This is a genomic window from Schauerella aestuarii (genome assembly GCF_009866805.1).
In the GTDB taxonomy this organism is placed as follows: Bacteria; Pseudomonadota; Gammaproteobacteria; order Burkholderiales; family Burkholderiaceae_B; genus Schauerella; species Schauerella aestuarii.
Map to the genome: position 1 here is coordinate 76,209 of NZ_SIZW01000038.1, position 15,134 is coordinate 91,342.

General features: G+C 62.6%; 14 protein-coding genes. 10 read left to right on the forward strand and 4 right to left on the reverse strand.

From position 1 onward, the window contains the following. The first annotated feature begins 2 nt into the window (after positions 1 to 2). Positions 3 to 1,370 carry an MFS transporter gene (locus EYW45_RS01905; RefSeq protein WP_161133690.1) on the forward strand — a complete coding sequence of 456 codons (1,368 nt, stop codon included), beginning with the start codon at positions 3 to 5 and terminating at the stop codon, positions 1,368 to 1,370. A gap of 121 nt (positions 1,371 to 1,491) precedes the next feature. On the opposite strand, the gene EYW45_RS01910 is transcribed toward EYW45_RS01905, so the two are convergent. Further along, positions 1,492 to 2,436 carry a LysR substrate-binding domain-containing protein gene (locus tag EYW45_RS01910; RefSeq protein ID WP_161133691.1) on the reverse strand — a complete coding sequence of 315 codons (945 nt, stop codon included), beginning with the start codon at positions 2,434 to 2,436 and terminating at the stop codon, positions 1,492 to 1,494. A 187-nt stretch (positions 2,437 to 2,623) separates the two neighbouring features. Next, a complete protein-coding gene (locus EYW45_RS01915; protein WP_161133692.1) occupies positions 2,624 to 3,748 on the reverse strand; it encodes a mandelate racemase/muconate lactonizing enzyme family protein in 1,125 nt (374 codons plus the stop codon). A gap of 187 nt (positions 3,749 to 3,935) precedes the next feature. Here EYW45_RS01915 and EYW45_RS01920 point away from each other — a divergent pair, with 187 nt between their 5' ends. Next, a complete protein-coding gene (locus EYW45_RS01920; protein WP_161133693.1) occupies positions 3,936 to 4,817 on the forward strand; it encodes a LysR family transcriptional regulator in 882 nt (293 codons plus the stop codon). Between the two features lie 80 nt (positions 4,818 to 4,897). Here EYW45_RS01920 and EYW45_RS01925 read toward each other — a convergent pair whose 3' ends face one another. Both EYW45_RS01925 and EYW45_RS01930 read right to left on the reverse strand, forming a co-directional pair. Continuing rightward, on the reverse strand, positions 4,898 to 5,707 hold the full coding sequence (locus EYW45_RS01925; RefSeq protein WP_161133694.1) for an IclR family transcriptional regulator: 810 nt from the start codon (positions 5,705 to 5,707) through the stop codon (positions 4,898 to 4,900). Continuing rightward, entirely contained in the window at positions 5,700 to 6,569 is an 870-nt protein-coding gene (locus EYW45_RS01930) for an IclR family transcriptional regulator (protein ID WP_161133695.1), read from the reverse strand. The genes EYW45_RS01925 and EYW45_RS01930 overlap by 8 nt, the downstream gene beginning before the upstream one ends. A 616-nt stretch (positions 6,570 to 7,185) precedes the next feature. Here EYW45_RS01930 and EYW45_RS01935 point away from each other — a divergent pair. From EYW45_RS01935 to EYW45_RS01970, 8 genes are all read left to right on the forward strand, one after another. Continuing rightward, positions 7,186 to 8,106, forward strand: a complete 921-nt coding sequence (locus EYW45_RS01935; protein ID WP_161133696.1) for an SDR family NAD(P)-dependent oxidoreductase — start codon at positions 7,186 to 7,188, stop codon at positions 8,104 to 8,106. A gap of 6 nt (positions 8,107 to 8,112) precedes the next feature. After that, positions 8,113 to 8,898, forward strand: a complete 786-nt coding sequence (locus EYW45_RS01940; RefSeq protein WP_202444549.1) for a citryl-CoA lyase — start codon at positions 8,113 to 8,115, stop codon at positions 8,896 to 8,898. Positions 8,899 to 9,017: 119 nt separating this feature from the next. Then, positions 9,018 to 10,148: an ABC transporter substrate-binding protein gene (locus tag EYW45_RS01945; protein WP_161133698.1), complete on the forward strand. Its 1,131-nt coding sequence runs from the start codon at positions 9,018 to 9,020 to the stop codon at positions 10,146 to 10,148. A 35-nt stretch (positions 10,149 to 10,183) separates the two neighbouring features. Beyond that, positions 10,184 to 11,056, forward strand: coding sequence for a branched-chain amino acid ABC transporter permease (locus EYW45_RS01950; protein ID WP_161133699.1), 873 nt, complete (start codon positions 10,184 to 10,186; stop codon positions 11,054 to 11,056). Between the two features lie 7 nt (positions 11,057 to 11,063). Next, on the forward strand, positions 11,064 to 11,960 hold the full coding sequence (locus EYW45_RS01955) for a branched-chain amino acid ABC transporter permease (RefSeq protein ID WP_161133700.1): 897 nt from the start codon (positions 11,064 to 11,066) through the stop codon (positions 11,958 to 11,960). Further along, positions 11,957 to 12,754, forward strand: coding sequence for an ABC transporter ATP-binding protein (locus tag EYW45_RS01960; RefSeq protein ID WP_161133701.1), 798 nt, complete (start codon positions 11,957 to 11,959; stop codon positions 12,752 to 12,754). The genes EYW45_RS01955 and EYW45_RS01960 overlap by 4 nt, the downstream gene beginning before the upstream one ends. Next, on the forward strand, positions 12,751 to 13,488 hold the full coding sequence (locus EYW45_RS01965; protein ID WP_161133702.1) for an ABC transporter ATP-binding protein: 738 nt from the start codon (positions 12,751 to 12,753) through the stop codon (positions 13,486 to 13,488). The genes EYW45_RS01960 and EYW45_RS01965 overlap by 4 nt, the downstream gene beginning before the upstream one ends. A 1-nt stretch (position 13,489) precedes the next feature. Next, a complete protein-coding gene (locus EYW45_RS01970; protein WP_235938763.1) occupies positions 13,490 to 15,121 on the forward strand; it encodes an AMP-binding protein in 1,632 nt (543 codons plus the stop codon). Positions 15,122 to 15,134: the final 13 nt, after the last annotated feature.

Here is a 15,134-nt window from a genome sequence, read left to right on the forward strand (position 1 = left end):
ACATGAACACGATCGCACACGCAGCGCGTCCTATCGTCCCTGAACCCAATACCGACCTGGCGGCCGGCACCGCGCCGCGCACGGTCAGCAAGCGCGAACTCAACAAGGTCGTGCTGGCATCGGTGGTGGGCAGTTTTGTCGAGTGGTTTGAATTCTCGGTGTATGGCTATCTCGCCGCCACACTCGGGAAGGTCTTCTTCTCGTCCAGTTCGGAAAGCGTGCAATTGATTGCCTCGCTGGCCGCATTTGCGATTGCTTTCCTCTCCCGTCCGTTCGGCGGGCTGCTGTTCGGTCCCCTGGGCGATAAATTCGGCCGCAAACGTGTGCTCACCGCCACGATCATTTTGATGGCAGGCGCCACTTTCGGCATCGGTTTGATTCCTTCATATGCCACGATCGGCATTGCTGCACCCATCTTGCTGGTGTGCATGCGCTTGCTGCAAGGGCTTTCGGCCGGTGGCGAGGCCAGCGGCGCGGCAATCTTCGTTGCGGAATACAGCCCCGACAAAAACCGCACCGCCGTCACGAGCTGGATCGAAGTGGGCTGCATCAGTGGCTTCTTCTTCGGCGCGGCGATCGCCACCACGCTCACCTTCTTCTTCACCACTGAGCAGATCACCGAGTGGGCCTGGCGCCTGCCGTTCTGGCTGGCCCTCCCCCTGGGCTCGATCGGCCTCTACATCCGCAATCACCTGGAAGAAACGCCTGCGTTCGAAGCCATGCGCGCAAACAAGGCCAAGCCGAAGGTGGACTGGGCTTATCTGTTCAGCACCCATCGCGGCGCCTTGCTGCAATCGAGCGGCATGATCATCGTCACCAACGTCACGCTCTTCACCGTCATCACCTATATCCCCACTTACCTGGTGAGTACGGTGCACATGACCACGTCGAACGGGCTCTTGCTGTCGTTGGGACCCCAGTTTTTCCTGATCTGCATGATCCCGATCCTGGGTATCGTCGCCGATCGCATCGGCCGCAGAACGATGATGTTGATCGGCAGTGTGGCCGTCGCCGTGTTTGCCGTGCCGTGCTTTCACATTTTGATGACCGGCGGGATCGCGGCGAAGGTGGCGTCGCTGCTGGTGCTCAACCTGTGCCTGGCAGCGCTGCTGTCGTGCATTCTGTGCGCCGTACCGGCACTCTTCAACATCAAGGTGCGCTTTACCGGCATGGCGCTGAGCTACAACGTGTCGGTCGCGATGTTCGCCGGAACGGCCCCGCTGCTCAACGCATGGCTGATCGGCAAAACGGGCGACCCGCTGGTGCCGGCCTACTACCTGATCTTCGGTGCGGTGGTTGGGATCGTGGCCTTGCTCTACAGCCCCGAAATGGCCCGCAAGCCGATGCGCGGCGACGCGCCGAGCGCGTGACGTCGATCAGATCTACGGTTCATGAGATCTGTCGCTGACTGAATCGGTGAACGAATCGCTGATCGGACCGGTGATGGTGCGGATCGGTAGCAAATACGATCGACGCTCTCGACCCAGTCGGCTACGCCGTCGTGCAACGCGACGGATAGCCGATTACCTCATCGCGGCACACCGCCTCGAGCAGCCAATCCCTGAAGTCGGTGATCACGTCGAGATTGGCGCTTTCCTTGCGATGGAAGAGCGAGAATCGTGGCGTTTGCTCGTAAGACAGTCCAGCGAGCAGGTCGACGCCAAACGGCGCGATCAGGCGGCCGCTGGCAATCTCTTTCAACGCGTCCTTGTGCGACACGAGCCCCACGCCCAGCCCGGCCAGGGTGGCTTCGAGCATCGCTGCATGGGACGAAAACGCCATCACCGGCGGCAAGGGGTGGTCAGCCAAGCCGAGCAGCTTGAACGTATCCTCCCACAGATGATTGGCCACCGTAGGCACGACGAGCATGTGCGACAGCACGTCCTGCGGCATGCGTACGGGCATCCGCGCGGCCAGTTCCGTACTCACGGCCAAGACCTTGCGATCCTCGATCAATGGGGTCTCGACGAGGTCTTTATCCGCACCGTAGGTCCAGTGGATGATCGCGTCGACCTCGGTATTGGCGTCCAGATCAATCATTTCCACGCCCACGCCCATATTGAGCTTCATGCCGGCATAACGCTCGGTGAAGGCCCGCAGATTCGGAACGAGATAGGTGGTGGCAAAATAAGGGCTGACGTAGAGCCGCAGCGATTTCTCGCCCTGCGCATGCCGGGTAGCGGACAGACCCTCGGCGATTTCGTCGAACGCGTGGCGCACACGCTCGCCTAACGCCGTTGCGGCCTTCGTCGGCGTGATGTTGCGCACGCCACGCACGAAGAGCGCCTGACCGACGAACGCCTCGAGTTGCTTGAGCTGCTGGCTGACGGCCTGAGGGGTCAGGCAGAGCTCTTCGGCGGCCTGCCTGATCGACCCACGCCGCAGCACCGCCTCAAAGATCTTGAGCGAATTCAAAGGCGGAAACCGATAACGCATGGGCGATGATCCTGGCGGGCGCTTGTGAACGAACGACGACGCGTACAGTACCTCGTTCGTTCGTTTCGCGCTTTTTCGGCATTGTAGCCGTGCCGGATTCTTGTTCCGCTTGCCGTTGGGCGTGGCAGCGACGCGCAGCAGACCGCACTTCAATACCTCCGTGCGCGCTGCTCAGATTACCCGGCGCTTACCGCACCGTTTCCCACTTGCCGTACTTGGCGATTTCCTTGTCGTCGAAGCCAAAGCCCAACCCTGGCGTTTGATGCAGGATCACGCGGCCATCCTTGTGATCCATCTGACGGTCGATCAAGCGGCGGAAGTTGAGTACTTGGTCATCCCAGAAGAATTCGACGTAGCGTGCGTTGGGCGTTGCGGCCACAAGCGGGGCATGAAGATCGTGAAACCAGTGCGGGCATACGACCACGCCATAGGACGCGGCAGTGGCGGCGATGCGCTTCCACTCGGTAATGCCACCGCATACGGCAGCATCCGTTTGCAGAATGCCGGCGGCACCCTTGTCCAGCAGTTCTTTGTGATACCAGCGGCCGTAGCCGATTTCGGCCGTAGCGATCGGCACGCGTGTGGCGCGCGCCAGCTTGGCGTGGCTATCGATATCGTCGGGGCTGAACGGCTCTTCGATGAAGTACGGATCGTATTGCTCGAAGCGGCGCACGTAGGTCATCGCCTCGGTGATGTCGCCCCAGGCGTTGTTGCAGTCCATCATCACTTCCACATCCGGGCCCACGGCTTCGCGCACGGCTTTCAAACGGGCTTCTTCTTCGCGGGGCGACAGGCGGCCCGTTTTCAGCTTGACGGCCTTGAAGCCCTTGGCCGCGTAGCCCGCCATTTCCTCACCCAGATGCTGCGGCGTTTTGCCGTCCAGGTAGTAACCGCCGCTGGCGTAGGCCGGCACGCTTTCAAGTTCGACGGCACCCAGATAGCGGTGCAGGGGCAGCTTTTGCGTTTTGGCGTTGAGATCCCAGATGGCCGTATCCAGCGCGCTGAGAGCGCGCATCACCGTGCCCTGGCGCCCTTGCAGCAGCGCCTCCTGGTACATATCGCGCCACAAGCCTTCGACCGCATGCGAGTCGCGACCGATCAACACACGTGCCAGCAGATCTTTCACGGCTGCCGTGAAGATGCTGCCGCCGGCACTGCCGACGTAGCAGAAGCCGATACCCTCGACGCCATCGGTCGACCGCACCTTGACCAGACCGTAATGGCGCACGCTCACCGAGCGATTTGAAAAAGAAGTGACGCGATCCAGCGGCACCAGCGCCGCGCACACATCGATGGATTCAATCGTAGGCATACCAGAAGTCCTTTTATCTGAAGATGTTCGGGGTCGTCGTGGCGGCAGGGTGACGCCCTGCCCACAACGATCGATGACGCATTCTGGGGGGCTGCAAACATCGCATCAACCACCGTCTGGCACTTTAAAAAGACGGAAAAAGCGTTTTCTTGTAGAGTGACCTGCTCGAACAGACGACGAGCGCCGGATGGATACCCAGTTTCTTCAAACGTTTATCGTGGTGGTGGATACGGGGTCGATCGCCGAAGCCGCGCGGCGGCTGGGCATCACGCCGTCATCCGTCACGCAACGGGTGCGTGCGCTCGAAGCGGACGTGGGCAATCGCTTGATCGAACGGGCGGGCCGCACCGTTAAGCCCACCTTGGCAGGCCTGCGCATCGTCGAGCGTGCTCACACGGTATTGCGGCACGTGGCCGACCTCCGCTCCGAAGCCTCCGATACCGCGCTACCGGCAGGCCCGCTGCGATTGGGCGCGACCCCCAGCGCGCTGACCGGCATCGTGCCCACCGTACTCAAACGCTGGGTAACGCAGCATCCACACATCAATATCTTTATCGAGCCCGGCACCACCACCACGCTGTATGCCAAAGTGCTGGGCGGGGACCTCGATGCGGCGATCCTGGTGCATCCACGTTTCGAATTGCCCAAGACCTGCGTGTGGCAAAGCTTGCGTAACGAGCCGCTAGTGCTCGTTACCCCCGCCGCAATGAAAGGCCGTGATCCGCTCGCCATCGCCCGGCGCGAGCCGTTCATTCAATACGATCGGGGCGTGATCGCCGGCAAGATGGCCGACGAGTACCTGCGTGCCCAGGGCATTCGACCGAACGTGCGGTTCGAGCTCGATGGCATCGAATCGATTGCCAAGCTGGTGGCCGAAGGACTGGGCGTATCGGTGCTGCCCGACTGGCCGGTGCTCGGCCCCGCGAACACGGCCCTCAAACGGTGGCCGCTGCCGGCGCCCTGCCCCTCGCGCGAAGTGGGTGCGATCTGGCTGCGCGCCAGCGTACGCTCGCCGCTGGCGCGCGCGTTTGCGGATATGGCGCGCGCGACCTTGCCGCAAACGCGTTGATGCCGGCGGGTTGATCTCGACGTATCGACGCCGATGTGTGCGCGTCAGTCAGCACCAACATGAACGCGGCCACCCACATCTTAGAACAGCGCGCTATCGGTCGTGCGCAGTGCAGCTTCCAACTGCCGCGCCGCCGTTTTCAATGCCGGCGCCAGATCGTCGTGCAGTGTTTGCCGATCGGGAAAGGCACCCACGCCGCTGCAATTGAGCGCCATCGTGACGGGCGGATCACCCAACGCAATGGGCACGCTGATCGCAAACGTGTCGCGCTGATACTCGCCGGCGGCAAAACAATAACCGTGCGCATCGAGATCGTCGAAGGCACGCTCGATCCTGGCCACGATCTGCGGGCCGTGTTCACCGCTTTTTTTCCAGATACCGAACAGCAAGCGCTGGCGCAGTTCGGCCGGCTGCGACCACACATAAGCGCGTCCGATCGAGCTGAGCGCCATCGGCACGGCGCGGCCCACGCCCAGCCGCAAGGTCTCGTGCTTGCGGCTCTTGCAGTATTGGATATAGATCATGTCGAGCTGATCGGGCACGGCCAGGCCGACCAGCATGTCGTAGCGGTCCGCCAGAGCCTGCATGATGGGCCTGGCGATGCCGGGCACCGGGCTATTGGAGAGGTATCGTTGACCAAGCCGCAGGCCGCGAACGCCGATCTGCACCCGCACACCGTCTTGTGCGCGGTCCAGATAGCCCAATGACACGAGCGTTGCCGCCAGCCGCGACACCGAGGCTTTGGAGTAACCCGTGCGACGCACGAGCTCGGCATGCGTCAGCGGTTTCGGGCTGCCGCTGAACACCTTCAATACTTTCAGCGCGCGCTCCAGTGTGTGGGTCGCCGGGGCAGCGTCGGTGTCGCGACGATCGGAATCGAGACTAGCCATGCAGTGCTTCCGCCTGCTGCAGGTGCCGACCAATGGCGAGCAGGCGCGGCGCCACCTTCTGCTCGACGCGGGCCCGCGTGAGCGTGCCGGCCAGCCCGGCTGCGATGAGTACCATCGGCATGCGGTCGCGCATGACGAGGGGCGCGGCGACCACGGTGATGTCGGACCCCCAGTCGCCTGTGGACACGCAGTATCCCTTGCCCGCGATCTCTTCCTGCGCCGCCGCGATCTTCTGCCGCACGCCCATCCAGGCGTCGCGCTTGTGGTGCGCGCGCATGCTGTTGAGCAAGTAGCTGCGTTCGCTTTGATGCACGCACGCGAGCAGCGCCCAACCCACGGGCGACGCGGCCATCGGCATGTGCTCGCCCACGCCCAGCCCCACCGTTGCCGCGCTCGCTGCGCTATGGCAATTTTCAAACAGGATCATGTCGAGCCCGTCACGGCCGGCCAACGCCACAAACACGCGCTGATCATCGGCAAGCGCTTGCATGGGCGGACGCGCTTGCGCCACGACATCCGTATCCACGATCGCGGCAAAGCCCAGGCTCAAGACGGATACGGCCAGGCGATACCGGCGCCGCTGTGGGCAATAGGTGAGATATCCCAACGCGGTGAGGGTTTGCGAGAGTCGCGATACGGTTGCGGTCGGCAGCTGGGTGCGCGCCGCGATGTCTTGATTGGCAAGCCATTCGGCATCGCCGAGAAACGCATCCAGCACCGCGAATCCGCGTTCCACCGGCTTGATGGGCGGGCGATGCGCGTCGGGATTGCGCGAGGTTGCAGCCTCAGCGGCAACGGGCGCACGCAGAACGATGCGAACATCCTTTACCCGGTGGACCGCTTTACGTGCCGATGTGCTCACTGTATGCCTCGTGGCTTTGCCGGAAAGGAACCGCCGAGGCGACCATGCCGCACCCGATCGATGCCGGTCAACCCGCGTCTATCTTATGTTCCGTACAGTGAAAGACCCAGCGCTCTTTTCAATCGACGAAACGCAATGTGCAGCACCTGACGCCATGTGTTGCATCGCACATATCCTTGATATCGCCTGCCGCGCAGGCCGCTATCACGTGGCTGGACACCCGCATCACTGCCATTTTTTTGCATTGCAACCCAAATTCTCGACGCGCGATTTGCACGCCGTCAGAATGAAAATGGCTTTTCCTTTTCAAAGTACGGAACTGAGCAGATCGCAGGCTTGACACCCTTTTACTGCTTTCCGACTATACGCACATCGCCTGCCGCGCGGCACGCGCAATCGACAAAATCGGTTGCGAGTGCCTCGTACCAGGCAGACCAAAAATCATAACGATACGAGACCAGCGGGTAGGTTCACTACCGCGCTACCCGCCGCAGCACCCCGTGTGCGAGTTCGACCGCGCATCCGCGAGCGCCATCTTCTGGCCTGGGCGGACAACTGCGCGCCTGAGTCGCGCCAATGCGATGCATTCTGCGTTGCATGACGAACCGGAAACGTGATGAGTACCGAAAAATTGCTTGAAGGTAAAACCGTGGTGGTGACGGGTGCCGGTGGCGGCATCGGACGCGAAATTGCATTGATGATGGCCAAGGCTGGCGCCAATGTTGTGGTGAACGATATCGGTGCGTCGTTGAGCGGCGAAGGCCATAATACAGGCCCGGCCCAAGCCGTGGTCGAAACCATCAAGGCCGCGGGTGGACGCGCGGTGGCCAGCACGGATAGCGTGGCCGACGCACAAAGCGCCCGCGATATCGTGGCGCTTGCGGTGGAAGCCTTTGGCCGCATCGATGCGGTGGTAAACAACGCAGGCATCTTGCGCGACGTGCTGTTTCACAAGATGACCGAAGACGATTGGGATGCCGTACTCAAGGTGCATTTGTATGGCGCCTACTACATGAGCCGCGCCGCCGCACCTCACTTTCGCGAGCAGGCATCCGGCAGCCTGGTGCATATGACGTCGACGTCCGGCCTGATCGGCAACCTGGGGCAAGCCAACTACTCCGCAGCCAAGCTGGGCCTCACCGCCCTCTCCAAATCGATTGCCTTGGACCTGCAGAAATTCAACGTGCGTTCGAACTGCATCGCCCCCTTCGCCTGGAGCCGCATGATCGATTCGATTCCGGTGAAGACGCCCGAACAGCAGGCGCGGGTCGACAAGATCAAGCAGATGACGCCGGACAAGATTGCGCCCCTGGCCGTGTATCTGGCAAGCGACGCGGCAGCCGACGTGAACGCGCAGGTGTTTGCAGTGCGCAACAACGAGATTTTCCTGATGAGCCAGCCGCGCCCCCTGCGCGCCATCCATCGCTCCGAGGGCTGGACGCCGCAGAGCGTGGCCGAACACGCCATGCCTGCGCTGAAGGCGAGTTTCGTGCCGCTCGACCGATCGGCCGATGTATTCCCCTGGGACCCGGTGTAAAGGACCATGACGATGACCCGCCAACCCAACGAGATTCGTTCCGATATTGCCTACAGCCGGCCCGACCGCATCGTTATCCGTGGCAAGGACCTCGCGCAAGACATTCTCGGCCAGATGAACCTTGGCGATTTCGCCTACTTTCAATTGACGGGCAAGACCGCGACGCCGGCGCAATCGCGGGTATTCAATGCGGTGCTGATCACACTCGTCGAGCATGGCATGACCCCCAGCGCAATTGCCGCACGCCTGACGTATGCGGGCGCACCCGAGTCGTTGCAAGCCGCAGTGGCGGCAGGCCTGTGCGGCCTGGGCACCGTCTTCGTCGGCACGACGGAAGGCTCGGCGCGGATGCTGTACGAGGCTTTCGAGCAGGCGGGCGACAACCCTGATCTCGATCGACTCGCCGCCAATACCGTCGCCGACTACCGCGCCCGCAAGCAGATCATTCCCGGCATCGGGCACCCCATTCACAAGCCCATCGATCCGCGCACGCCGCGGCTTTTCAAGATCGCTGAAGACAACGGCATGAGCGGCAAGCACATCGCACTCATGCAGCGCATCGGCGCAGAAGCCGAGCGTGCGTCCGGCAAGGTATTGCCGATCAACGCCACCGGCGCGCTCGGTGCCATCTGCTGCGAGTTCGGCTTTCCCTGGAAGATCGTGCGCGGGTTTGGCGTGATGGCGCGAGCCATCGGACTGGTGGGGCACATCATGGAAGAGTCCGAACGGCCGATGGCGCTCGATATCTGGCATGACGTGGAAGCCCGCGCAACGGCCCACATCCGCGACTGACCCTTGCGCCGGGCGAGCACAGGATCCCATAACAATACCGTCGGCATCGTGCCGTACGGATCGGCAGCCACGCGGCCAGGTCACCTCCGGCCCGCGTCTGAAGGAAGAGGAGACAAACGATGTCACGGATCACCAAGGTCATTGGCGCGACCGCGCTCGCGTTGGCGTGCGCTACCGGCTCTGCGGCACGCGCCGCCGATGTCACGATCGGCGCCCTGTTTCCGCTCAGCGGGCTGAACGCCTCGTACGGCGATATTTTCGGCTCGGGCGCCAATCTCGCAGCCGAGCATATCAACGCCGACAACATGCTCGACGGCAAGCTCTCGATCCAGTACGAGGATAGCCAGGCGTTGCCGCAGCAGGGTCTGATCGGCATGAACAAGCTCGTCAATGTGCAGAAAGTGCCGTACGTACTGTCGGCCTTCACCGGCGTCTCGAAAGCGATATCGGCCATCGGCGCGCGCACCAAAACGGTTGCCGTGAACGGCGGCGGCGTGGGCCCTGATCTGGCGGAACTGGGCCCCTACTTCTGGAATGTGATCACACTGGCCAACTTCGAAGTGCGGGCAGCGTTGCCCTACCTCGTCAACGAACGCAAACTCAAGCGATTCGTGTTGGTGTATGTGGACGACCCGTTGGGCCAATCGATCCGCAAGGAAATGGAAAGCGCGTTGCCCGGCGTTGGCGGCGAACTGCTGGAGGCCATGTCGGTGCCGGCCACGATGCAGCAGTTCAGCGGCATCGCGGCACGTGTGCGCTCGGCCAATCCCGATGTGGTGTACATCGCCTCGTATGGGTCGCAGCAGGCGCAGATCATGAAGCAGTTTCGCGACAACGGCATCAACCAGCAGTTCGTGAGCTATAGCGGCGTGGCGACGCCGGAGATCGCGGCCTTGCCGGCGGCAGTCGGCACGCTCTATACCTCGCAGAAGGTGGACTGGACCTCCGACGATCCGGTCACCAAGCGCTTCGTCGAGAGCTATCGCGCCAAGTACAACAAGATGCCGACGGCCTTCATCGCCAACTACTACAACGCGGTGCGCCTCTTTGCACTGCTGGCGCAGCAGTTGAACAAGAAGGGCCAACCCATTACCGGCGAGAACCTGCTGGCGCAACGCGTGGAAACGAAGACGTTCGATCTGGTGGGCGGCAAGGTGACGTTCAACGAAAACGGCACCGTGCTCGCGCCGATGCAGATCAACGAAATCGACGGCCAGGGCGGCAAAGTCGTCTTTGCGGAAAGCAAGTAACACGGCACCCACCCGGAACATGAGGGGACACGTTCATGCTGCTGTTACAGCTGTTGATCAATGGGGTACAGGTGGGTGTGCTGTATGCGCTGATCGCGGTGGGGTTCTCGCTGATCTTCGGCTCCACCCGCATCTTTCACTTCGCACACGGCTCCACCTTCACGCTGGCGGCCTACGCGTTCTACTACGTGTATGCCATCGCACAGTGGCATTGGGCGCTTGCCGTGGTGACGGCCGCCGCCGCTGCGGTGCTTTTCGGCGTGGCCTTGAATCGCTTTGTGTATGTGCCGATCCAGAAGCACGAGGGGTCGTTCTTCACCGTCTTCGTGGCGTCGTTCGGCGTGGGCATCGTGGTGCAGAACCTGTGCGGCATGATCTTCGGCCGCAGCTTCGTCTCGGTGGATACGCCGCTTAGCCGAAGCGTAGAGGTGATGTCGGGTGTGTACGTCTCGCCGATATCGGGTATCGCCATCGCGATCGCGCTGCTGTTCTTCATCGGCCTGCAACTGTTTCTGATGCGCACGCACACCGGGATGGCGCTGCGCGCGCTGTCCGAGAATCCGGAACTCGTGCGCGTGTATGGCATGAGCCCGCGCCGGTTGTCGATGACGGTGTTTGCCTTGGGATCGTTCCTGGTGGTGCCGGCCGCTCTGCTCTCGGCCGCAAGCTCCGGCCTCTATCCGGCCATTGGCCATCACGTGATTCTGATCAGCCTGGCCGCCACCATCGTGGGCGGCGTGGGAAGCTTGCGCGGCGCCGCCTGCGCTGGACTGCTGCTGGGGCTGGCCGAGAATCTGGCGCTGCTGTATTTCGAGCCGCAATGGAGCGAAGCCATTTCCTTCGTCGTGCTGTTCCTGTTCATCCTGTTCCGTCCTGCCGGCTTCTTCGGCCGGGCAACGGCATCGTGAGGCCGCCATGCTTGCTTATCTGCTCAATCTGGCCACGCTGATCTGCATCAATGCGGTACTGGCGATCACGCTCAACTTCATCATGGGCTACGCCGGGATCTTCTCGATCGCCCACGCGATATTCTTCGGGGTAGGCGCCTACACGGCCGCCTATTTTGCGCTGCACGCAAGCGCCTCGATCTTCCTGGCCATTCCCGTGGCCATGCTGATCGCCGCATTGATTTCACTGGTACTGGCCCTGCCGGCGCTGCGCGTGCGCGGCGAGTACTTCGTCGCCGCGTCGTTGGGCTTGCAGGTGCTGGGCGTTACGGTGTTTTCGGAATGGAAAGCCATCACCGGCGGCCTGGGCGGCGTGATCGGCATTCCGCCCCCGGATGTGTTCGGTCATGAGGTAGTGGATCCGGTGGCGTTTCTTGCGCTCGCCGCCGCGTGCCTGGTGATCGTGCTGGTGGCGACCACGGCGCTGTTGCGCTCGAGTTTCGGGCGCAACCTGAAGGCGATTCGCGACAGCGAATCTGCCGCTCACGCCTTCGGCAAGAACGTGGCGGTGATCAAGACACTCTCGGTGATGATCTCGTCCGCGCTCGCTGCCGTCGCGGGTGCGCTGTACGCCTTCTACATGGGCTTCATCAACGTCGAGAGCTTCACACTGGAAACCTCCGTGCTGTTGATGGCGATGGTGATCATCGGCGGCACCGGTACGGTGGCCGGCCCGATCGTAGGCACCGTGCTGCTGATGTTGCTGCCGGGGATCTTCAGCTATATGTCGTTTCTGCCGCAAACCGAGATCGGATCGATTCAACAGATCGCCTATGGCCTGGCGATGGTGTTGCTGATGATCTATCGGCCCGGCGGCATCGTGGGCTCGGGCAAACGCGCCGCAGGCAAAGGAAAACCAGCATGAATGCCCTGCACGAACCAATCGCCTCACACGGCGCCCCGCCCCCCGATCACGACGTGCTGCTCAGCATTCGCCATTTGCGCAAGCGCTTCGGCGGATTGAAGGTGACGGACGACGTGTCGCTCGACCTGCGTGCCGGCATCGTCACCACGCTGGTGGGGCCCAATGGCGCAGGCAAAACCACGCTATTCAATCAAATCACCGGACACCTTCAGCCGGATGCAGGCGAAATCCTGTGGCAAGGCCGATCGCTGCTGGGCAAGAAGCACTTTCAGATCGCCAGGCTCGGATTGGCGCGCAGCTTTCAGGATCTGCGGTTGTTCAGCCAGATGACCGTACTGGAAAACGTGCTGACCGTGATGGAGCCGGTGTCGTGGTTGTGGCAGCCGGGCGGACGCAGCGGCCGATCGGAGCGCGAAGACCGCGTACGCACCATTCTCGAGCGAACGGGGTTGGCGGATAAAGCCGAGACGCGGGCCGTGGATCTGGCGTACGCCGAGCGCAAGTTCCTGAGCATGGCCCGCATCATGGCGGCCGACGCGAAGATCTGGCTGCTGGACGAGCCGGCCTCCGGACTGGATCGCAGTTCGTACGAACGCTTTCTGGAACTGCTGCGCAGCGAAGTCCAGAAGGGACTCACGGTGTGCATCATCGAACACAATCTGGACATCGTGATCGGCATTTCCGACCGCATCGCATTCCTCGACCAAGGACGGTTATTGGCCGATGGCCTGCCGGCGGACGTGTTGAACGACCCGCACCTGGCGGCCATCTACTTTGGGGATCAAGCGTCATGACGCCTCTCTCGCCGGCGGCAACGCCGCCTCGTCTTCTGGAGACCCGTGGGCTCGTGGTCGGATATGGCGGCCGCCCTGTGTTGCGCGATTTCGATTTCGACCTGCGGCCGGCCGAGGTGCTGTGCCTCATCGGTCACAACGGCGCGGGCAAATCGACGCTGCTTAAAGCGCTGTTCGGTCTCGTGCCTCGGCAGGCGGGCGACATCCTGCTGGATGGCGCGCCATTGAACGTCGTGGATCCTCGTAAGCTTACTGCCGCCGGCCTGTCGCTGGTGCCGGAAGGCCGCGGCATTTTCCCGGGGCTGACGGTAGCCGAAACCATGAAAATCGGGCTGTGGTCAGCCGGCGTGCCGCAAGCCGAGCGCGCATCGCGGCTGGACTGGGTGCTGTCGGTACTGCCGGCGCTCAAACAATTCTACGATCGGCGCGCAGGCACGCTGTCGGGCGGCCAACAGCAGATGGTGTCCATCGGACGCGCTCTGCTGAGCCAGCCGCGGTGCCTGCTGATGGATGAGCCGTCCATTGGGCTGGCACCGAAGCTGTTCCAGGATCTGCTGCAGCCCATTCGACAGTTGCAACGTGAGAATGGCATGGCGATCTTGCTCGTGGAACAGAACGTGAAGGAAGCCCTGAAGATTTCAGATCGCGTCATCGTGATGAAGTCCGGTGCCATCATCCGCGAGGCGCTGCCTGATGAATTGAACGACAACGCCAAACTGATGGCCTTGTACTGACATGAACGACGTTTACGCTGACGACATGCCGGTTTCCGCCGCCACGATGCCCGCATTGCTTGCCCATCACGTGCACACGCATGGCGACGCGATTGCCTTCATCGAGGGCGAGCGGGCGATCAGCTATCGCGAATTCGACCGGCAGGTTGCGAGCACGGCCGCCTGGCTGGTACAGCACGGCGTGCAACCCGGCGACCGGGTGGCCGTATGGCTGGTCAATCGCATGGAATGGCTTGCGATGTATTTCGGTCTGGCGCGCATCGGTGCCGCCATGATGACCTTGAATACGCGTTACCGCTCGCACGAACTGGCCGACATTCTCGACCGCTCGCAGGCCAGCATGCTGGTGCTGCAGTTGGGCTTTCGCAAGATCGACTTTCCTGCCGTGCTGCGCGATGTGCCGCCGCATGCCGCGCGCGCCCTGCGCTCGGTGGCCGTGGTCGACGCAAATGAGCACCACATGCCACCCCACGTGCTGGGGCGCCCGACGGTTGCGTTTACGCTTGCTGACCTGCCCGACGCCGATACGCCCGATGTGTCGCGTCCCGATGCGACCAGCATCCTCTTCACCACATCGGGCACGACCAGCGCGCCCAAATTGGTGATGCACCCGCAACGCACGGTCACCCTGCATGCGTTGCGTACTGCACGGGCCTACGGCGTGCTGGCCGACGACGCGCGGCTCCTGGCCGCCTTGCCGTTTTCCGGCGTGTTTGGCTTCAATTCGCTGATGTGTGCCTTTGCGGCTGGCCGACCCGTGATCGTGATGGACACGTTCGATGGTGCCGAGGCGGCCGCATTGATCCAACGGCATTGCATTACCCATGTGTTCGGCAGCGATGAAATGTTCCAGCGCGTGATCGAGCACGCGACCTCCCCCGACGTACTCGCTTCGGCGCGGATGCTGGGCTTCGGCAACTTCCAGTCGCACGGCATGGACGATGCACAGGCGGCCTGGCAGCGCGGCATTCCCATGTTCGGACTGTACGGATCGAGCGAGGTGCAGGCGCTGTTTTCGGTGCAGCGCATGGAAGAGCCCGTGCCCGAACGCGTGAAAGGTGGCGGCATGCCCGCCAGCCGGAACCACGGCGCGCACATCCGCATTCGCGATCTGGACAGCGGCGCGCTATTGGGTCCGGGCGCCAGCGGCGCCCTCGAGATCCGTGCCGACACCAACTTCATCGGCTACCTGAACGACCCGGAAGCCACCGCCAAAGCCATCGATGCGGACGGCTATTTTCGTACGGGCGACATCGCCTACCTGCGCGATGACGGGAGCTTCGTCTACGTCGCCCGACAGGGCGACGCCATGCGGCTCTCCGGCTACCTGGTGAGCCCGGCCGAGATTGAAAATGTCATCCGGCAAACGCCGGGCGTGCAGGAAGTGCAGGTGGTGGCGGTCGAGATCGGCAAGCAGTTGCGGCCGGTGGCGTTCGTGATCGCCGCCACGGGCAGCACGCTGAGCGAAACCGAACTCAAGGCCGCCGCACAGACTGTGCTGGCGGCTTTCAAGGTGCCGGCGCATTTCTGGATCGAGGATGCGTTTCCCACCACGCAAAGCGCCAACGGCAACAAGATCCAGCGCGCCAAATTGCGCGCGCTGGCGCAGCAACGTGTGGCGGCCGGCGGCTGATTCGCCCTCCTAT

Excerpts from the sequence above, each read along its gene's own strand:
- EYW45_RS01970 (WP_235938763.1), top strand. The coding sequence starts at position 13,490 with ATGAACGACGTTTACGCTGACGACATGCCGGTTTCCGCCGCCACGATG.
- EYW45_RS01920 (WP_161133693.1), top strand. The coding sequence starts at position 3,936 with ATGGATACCCAGTTTCTTCAAACGTTTATCGTGGTGGTGGATACGGGG.
- EYW45_RS01945 (WP_161133698.1), top strand. The coding sequence starts at position 9,018 with ATGTCACGGATCACCAAGGTCATTGGCGCGACCGCGCTCGCGTTGGCG.
- EYW45_RS01950 (WP_161133699.1), top strand. The coding sequence starts at position 10,184 with ATGCTGCTGTTACAGCTGTTGATCAATGGGGTACAGGTGGGTGTGCTG.
- EYW45_RS01910 (WP_161133691.1), bottom strand. The coding sequence starts at position 2,436 with ATGCGTTATCGGTTTCCGCCTTTGAATTCGCTCAAGATCTTTGAGGCG.
- EYW45_RS01915 (WP_161133692.1), bottom strand. The coding sequence starts at position 3,748 with ATGCCTACGATTGAATCCATCGATGTGTGCGCGGCGCTGGTGCCGCTG.
- EYW45_RS01905 (WP_161133690.1), top strand. The coding sequence starts at position 3 with ATGAACACGATCGCACACGCAGCGCGTCCTATCGTCCCTGAACCCAAT.
- EYW45_RS01925 (WP_161133694.1), bottom strand. The coding sequence starts at position 5,707 with ATGGCTAGTCTCGATTCCGATCGTCGCGACACCGACGCTGCCCCGGCG.
- EYW45_RS01935 (WP_161133696.1), top strand. The coding sequence starts at position 7,186 with ATGAGTACCGAAAAATTGCTTGAAGGTAAAACCGTGGTGGTGACGGGT.
- EYW45_RS01960 (WP_161133701.1), top strand. The coding sequence starts at position 11,957 with ATGAATGCCCTGCACGAACCAATCGCCTCACACGGCGCCCCGCCCCCC.
- EYW45_RS01965 (WP_161133702.1), top strand. The coding sequence starts at position 12,751 with ATGACGCCTCTCTCGCCGGCGGCAACGCCGCCTCGTCTTCTGGAGACC.
- EYW45_RS01955 (WP_161133700.1), top strand. The coding sequence starts at position 11,064 with ATGCTTGCTTATCTGCTCAATCTGGCCACGCTGATCTGCATCAATGCG.
- EYW45_RS01940 (WP_202444549.1), top strand. The coding sequence starts at position 8,113 with ATGACGATGACCCGCCAACCCAACGAGATTCGTTCCGATATTGCCTAC.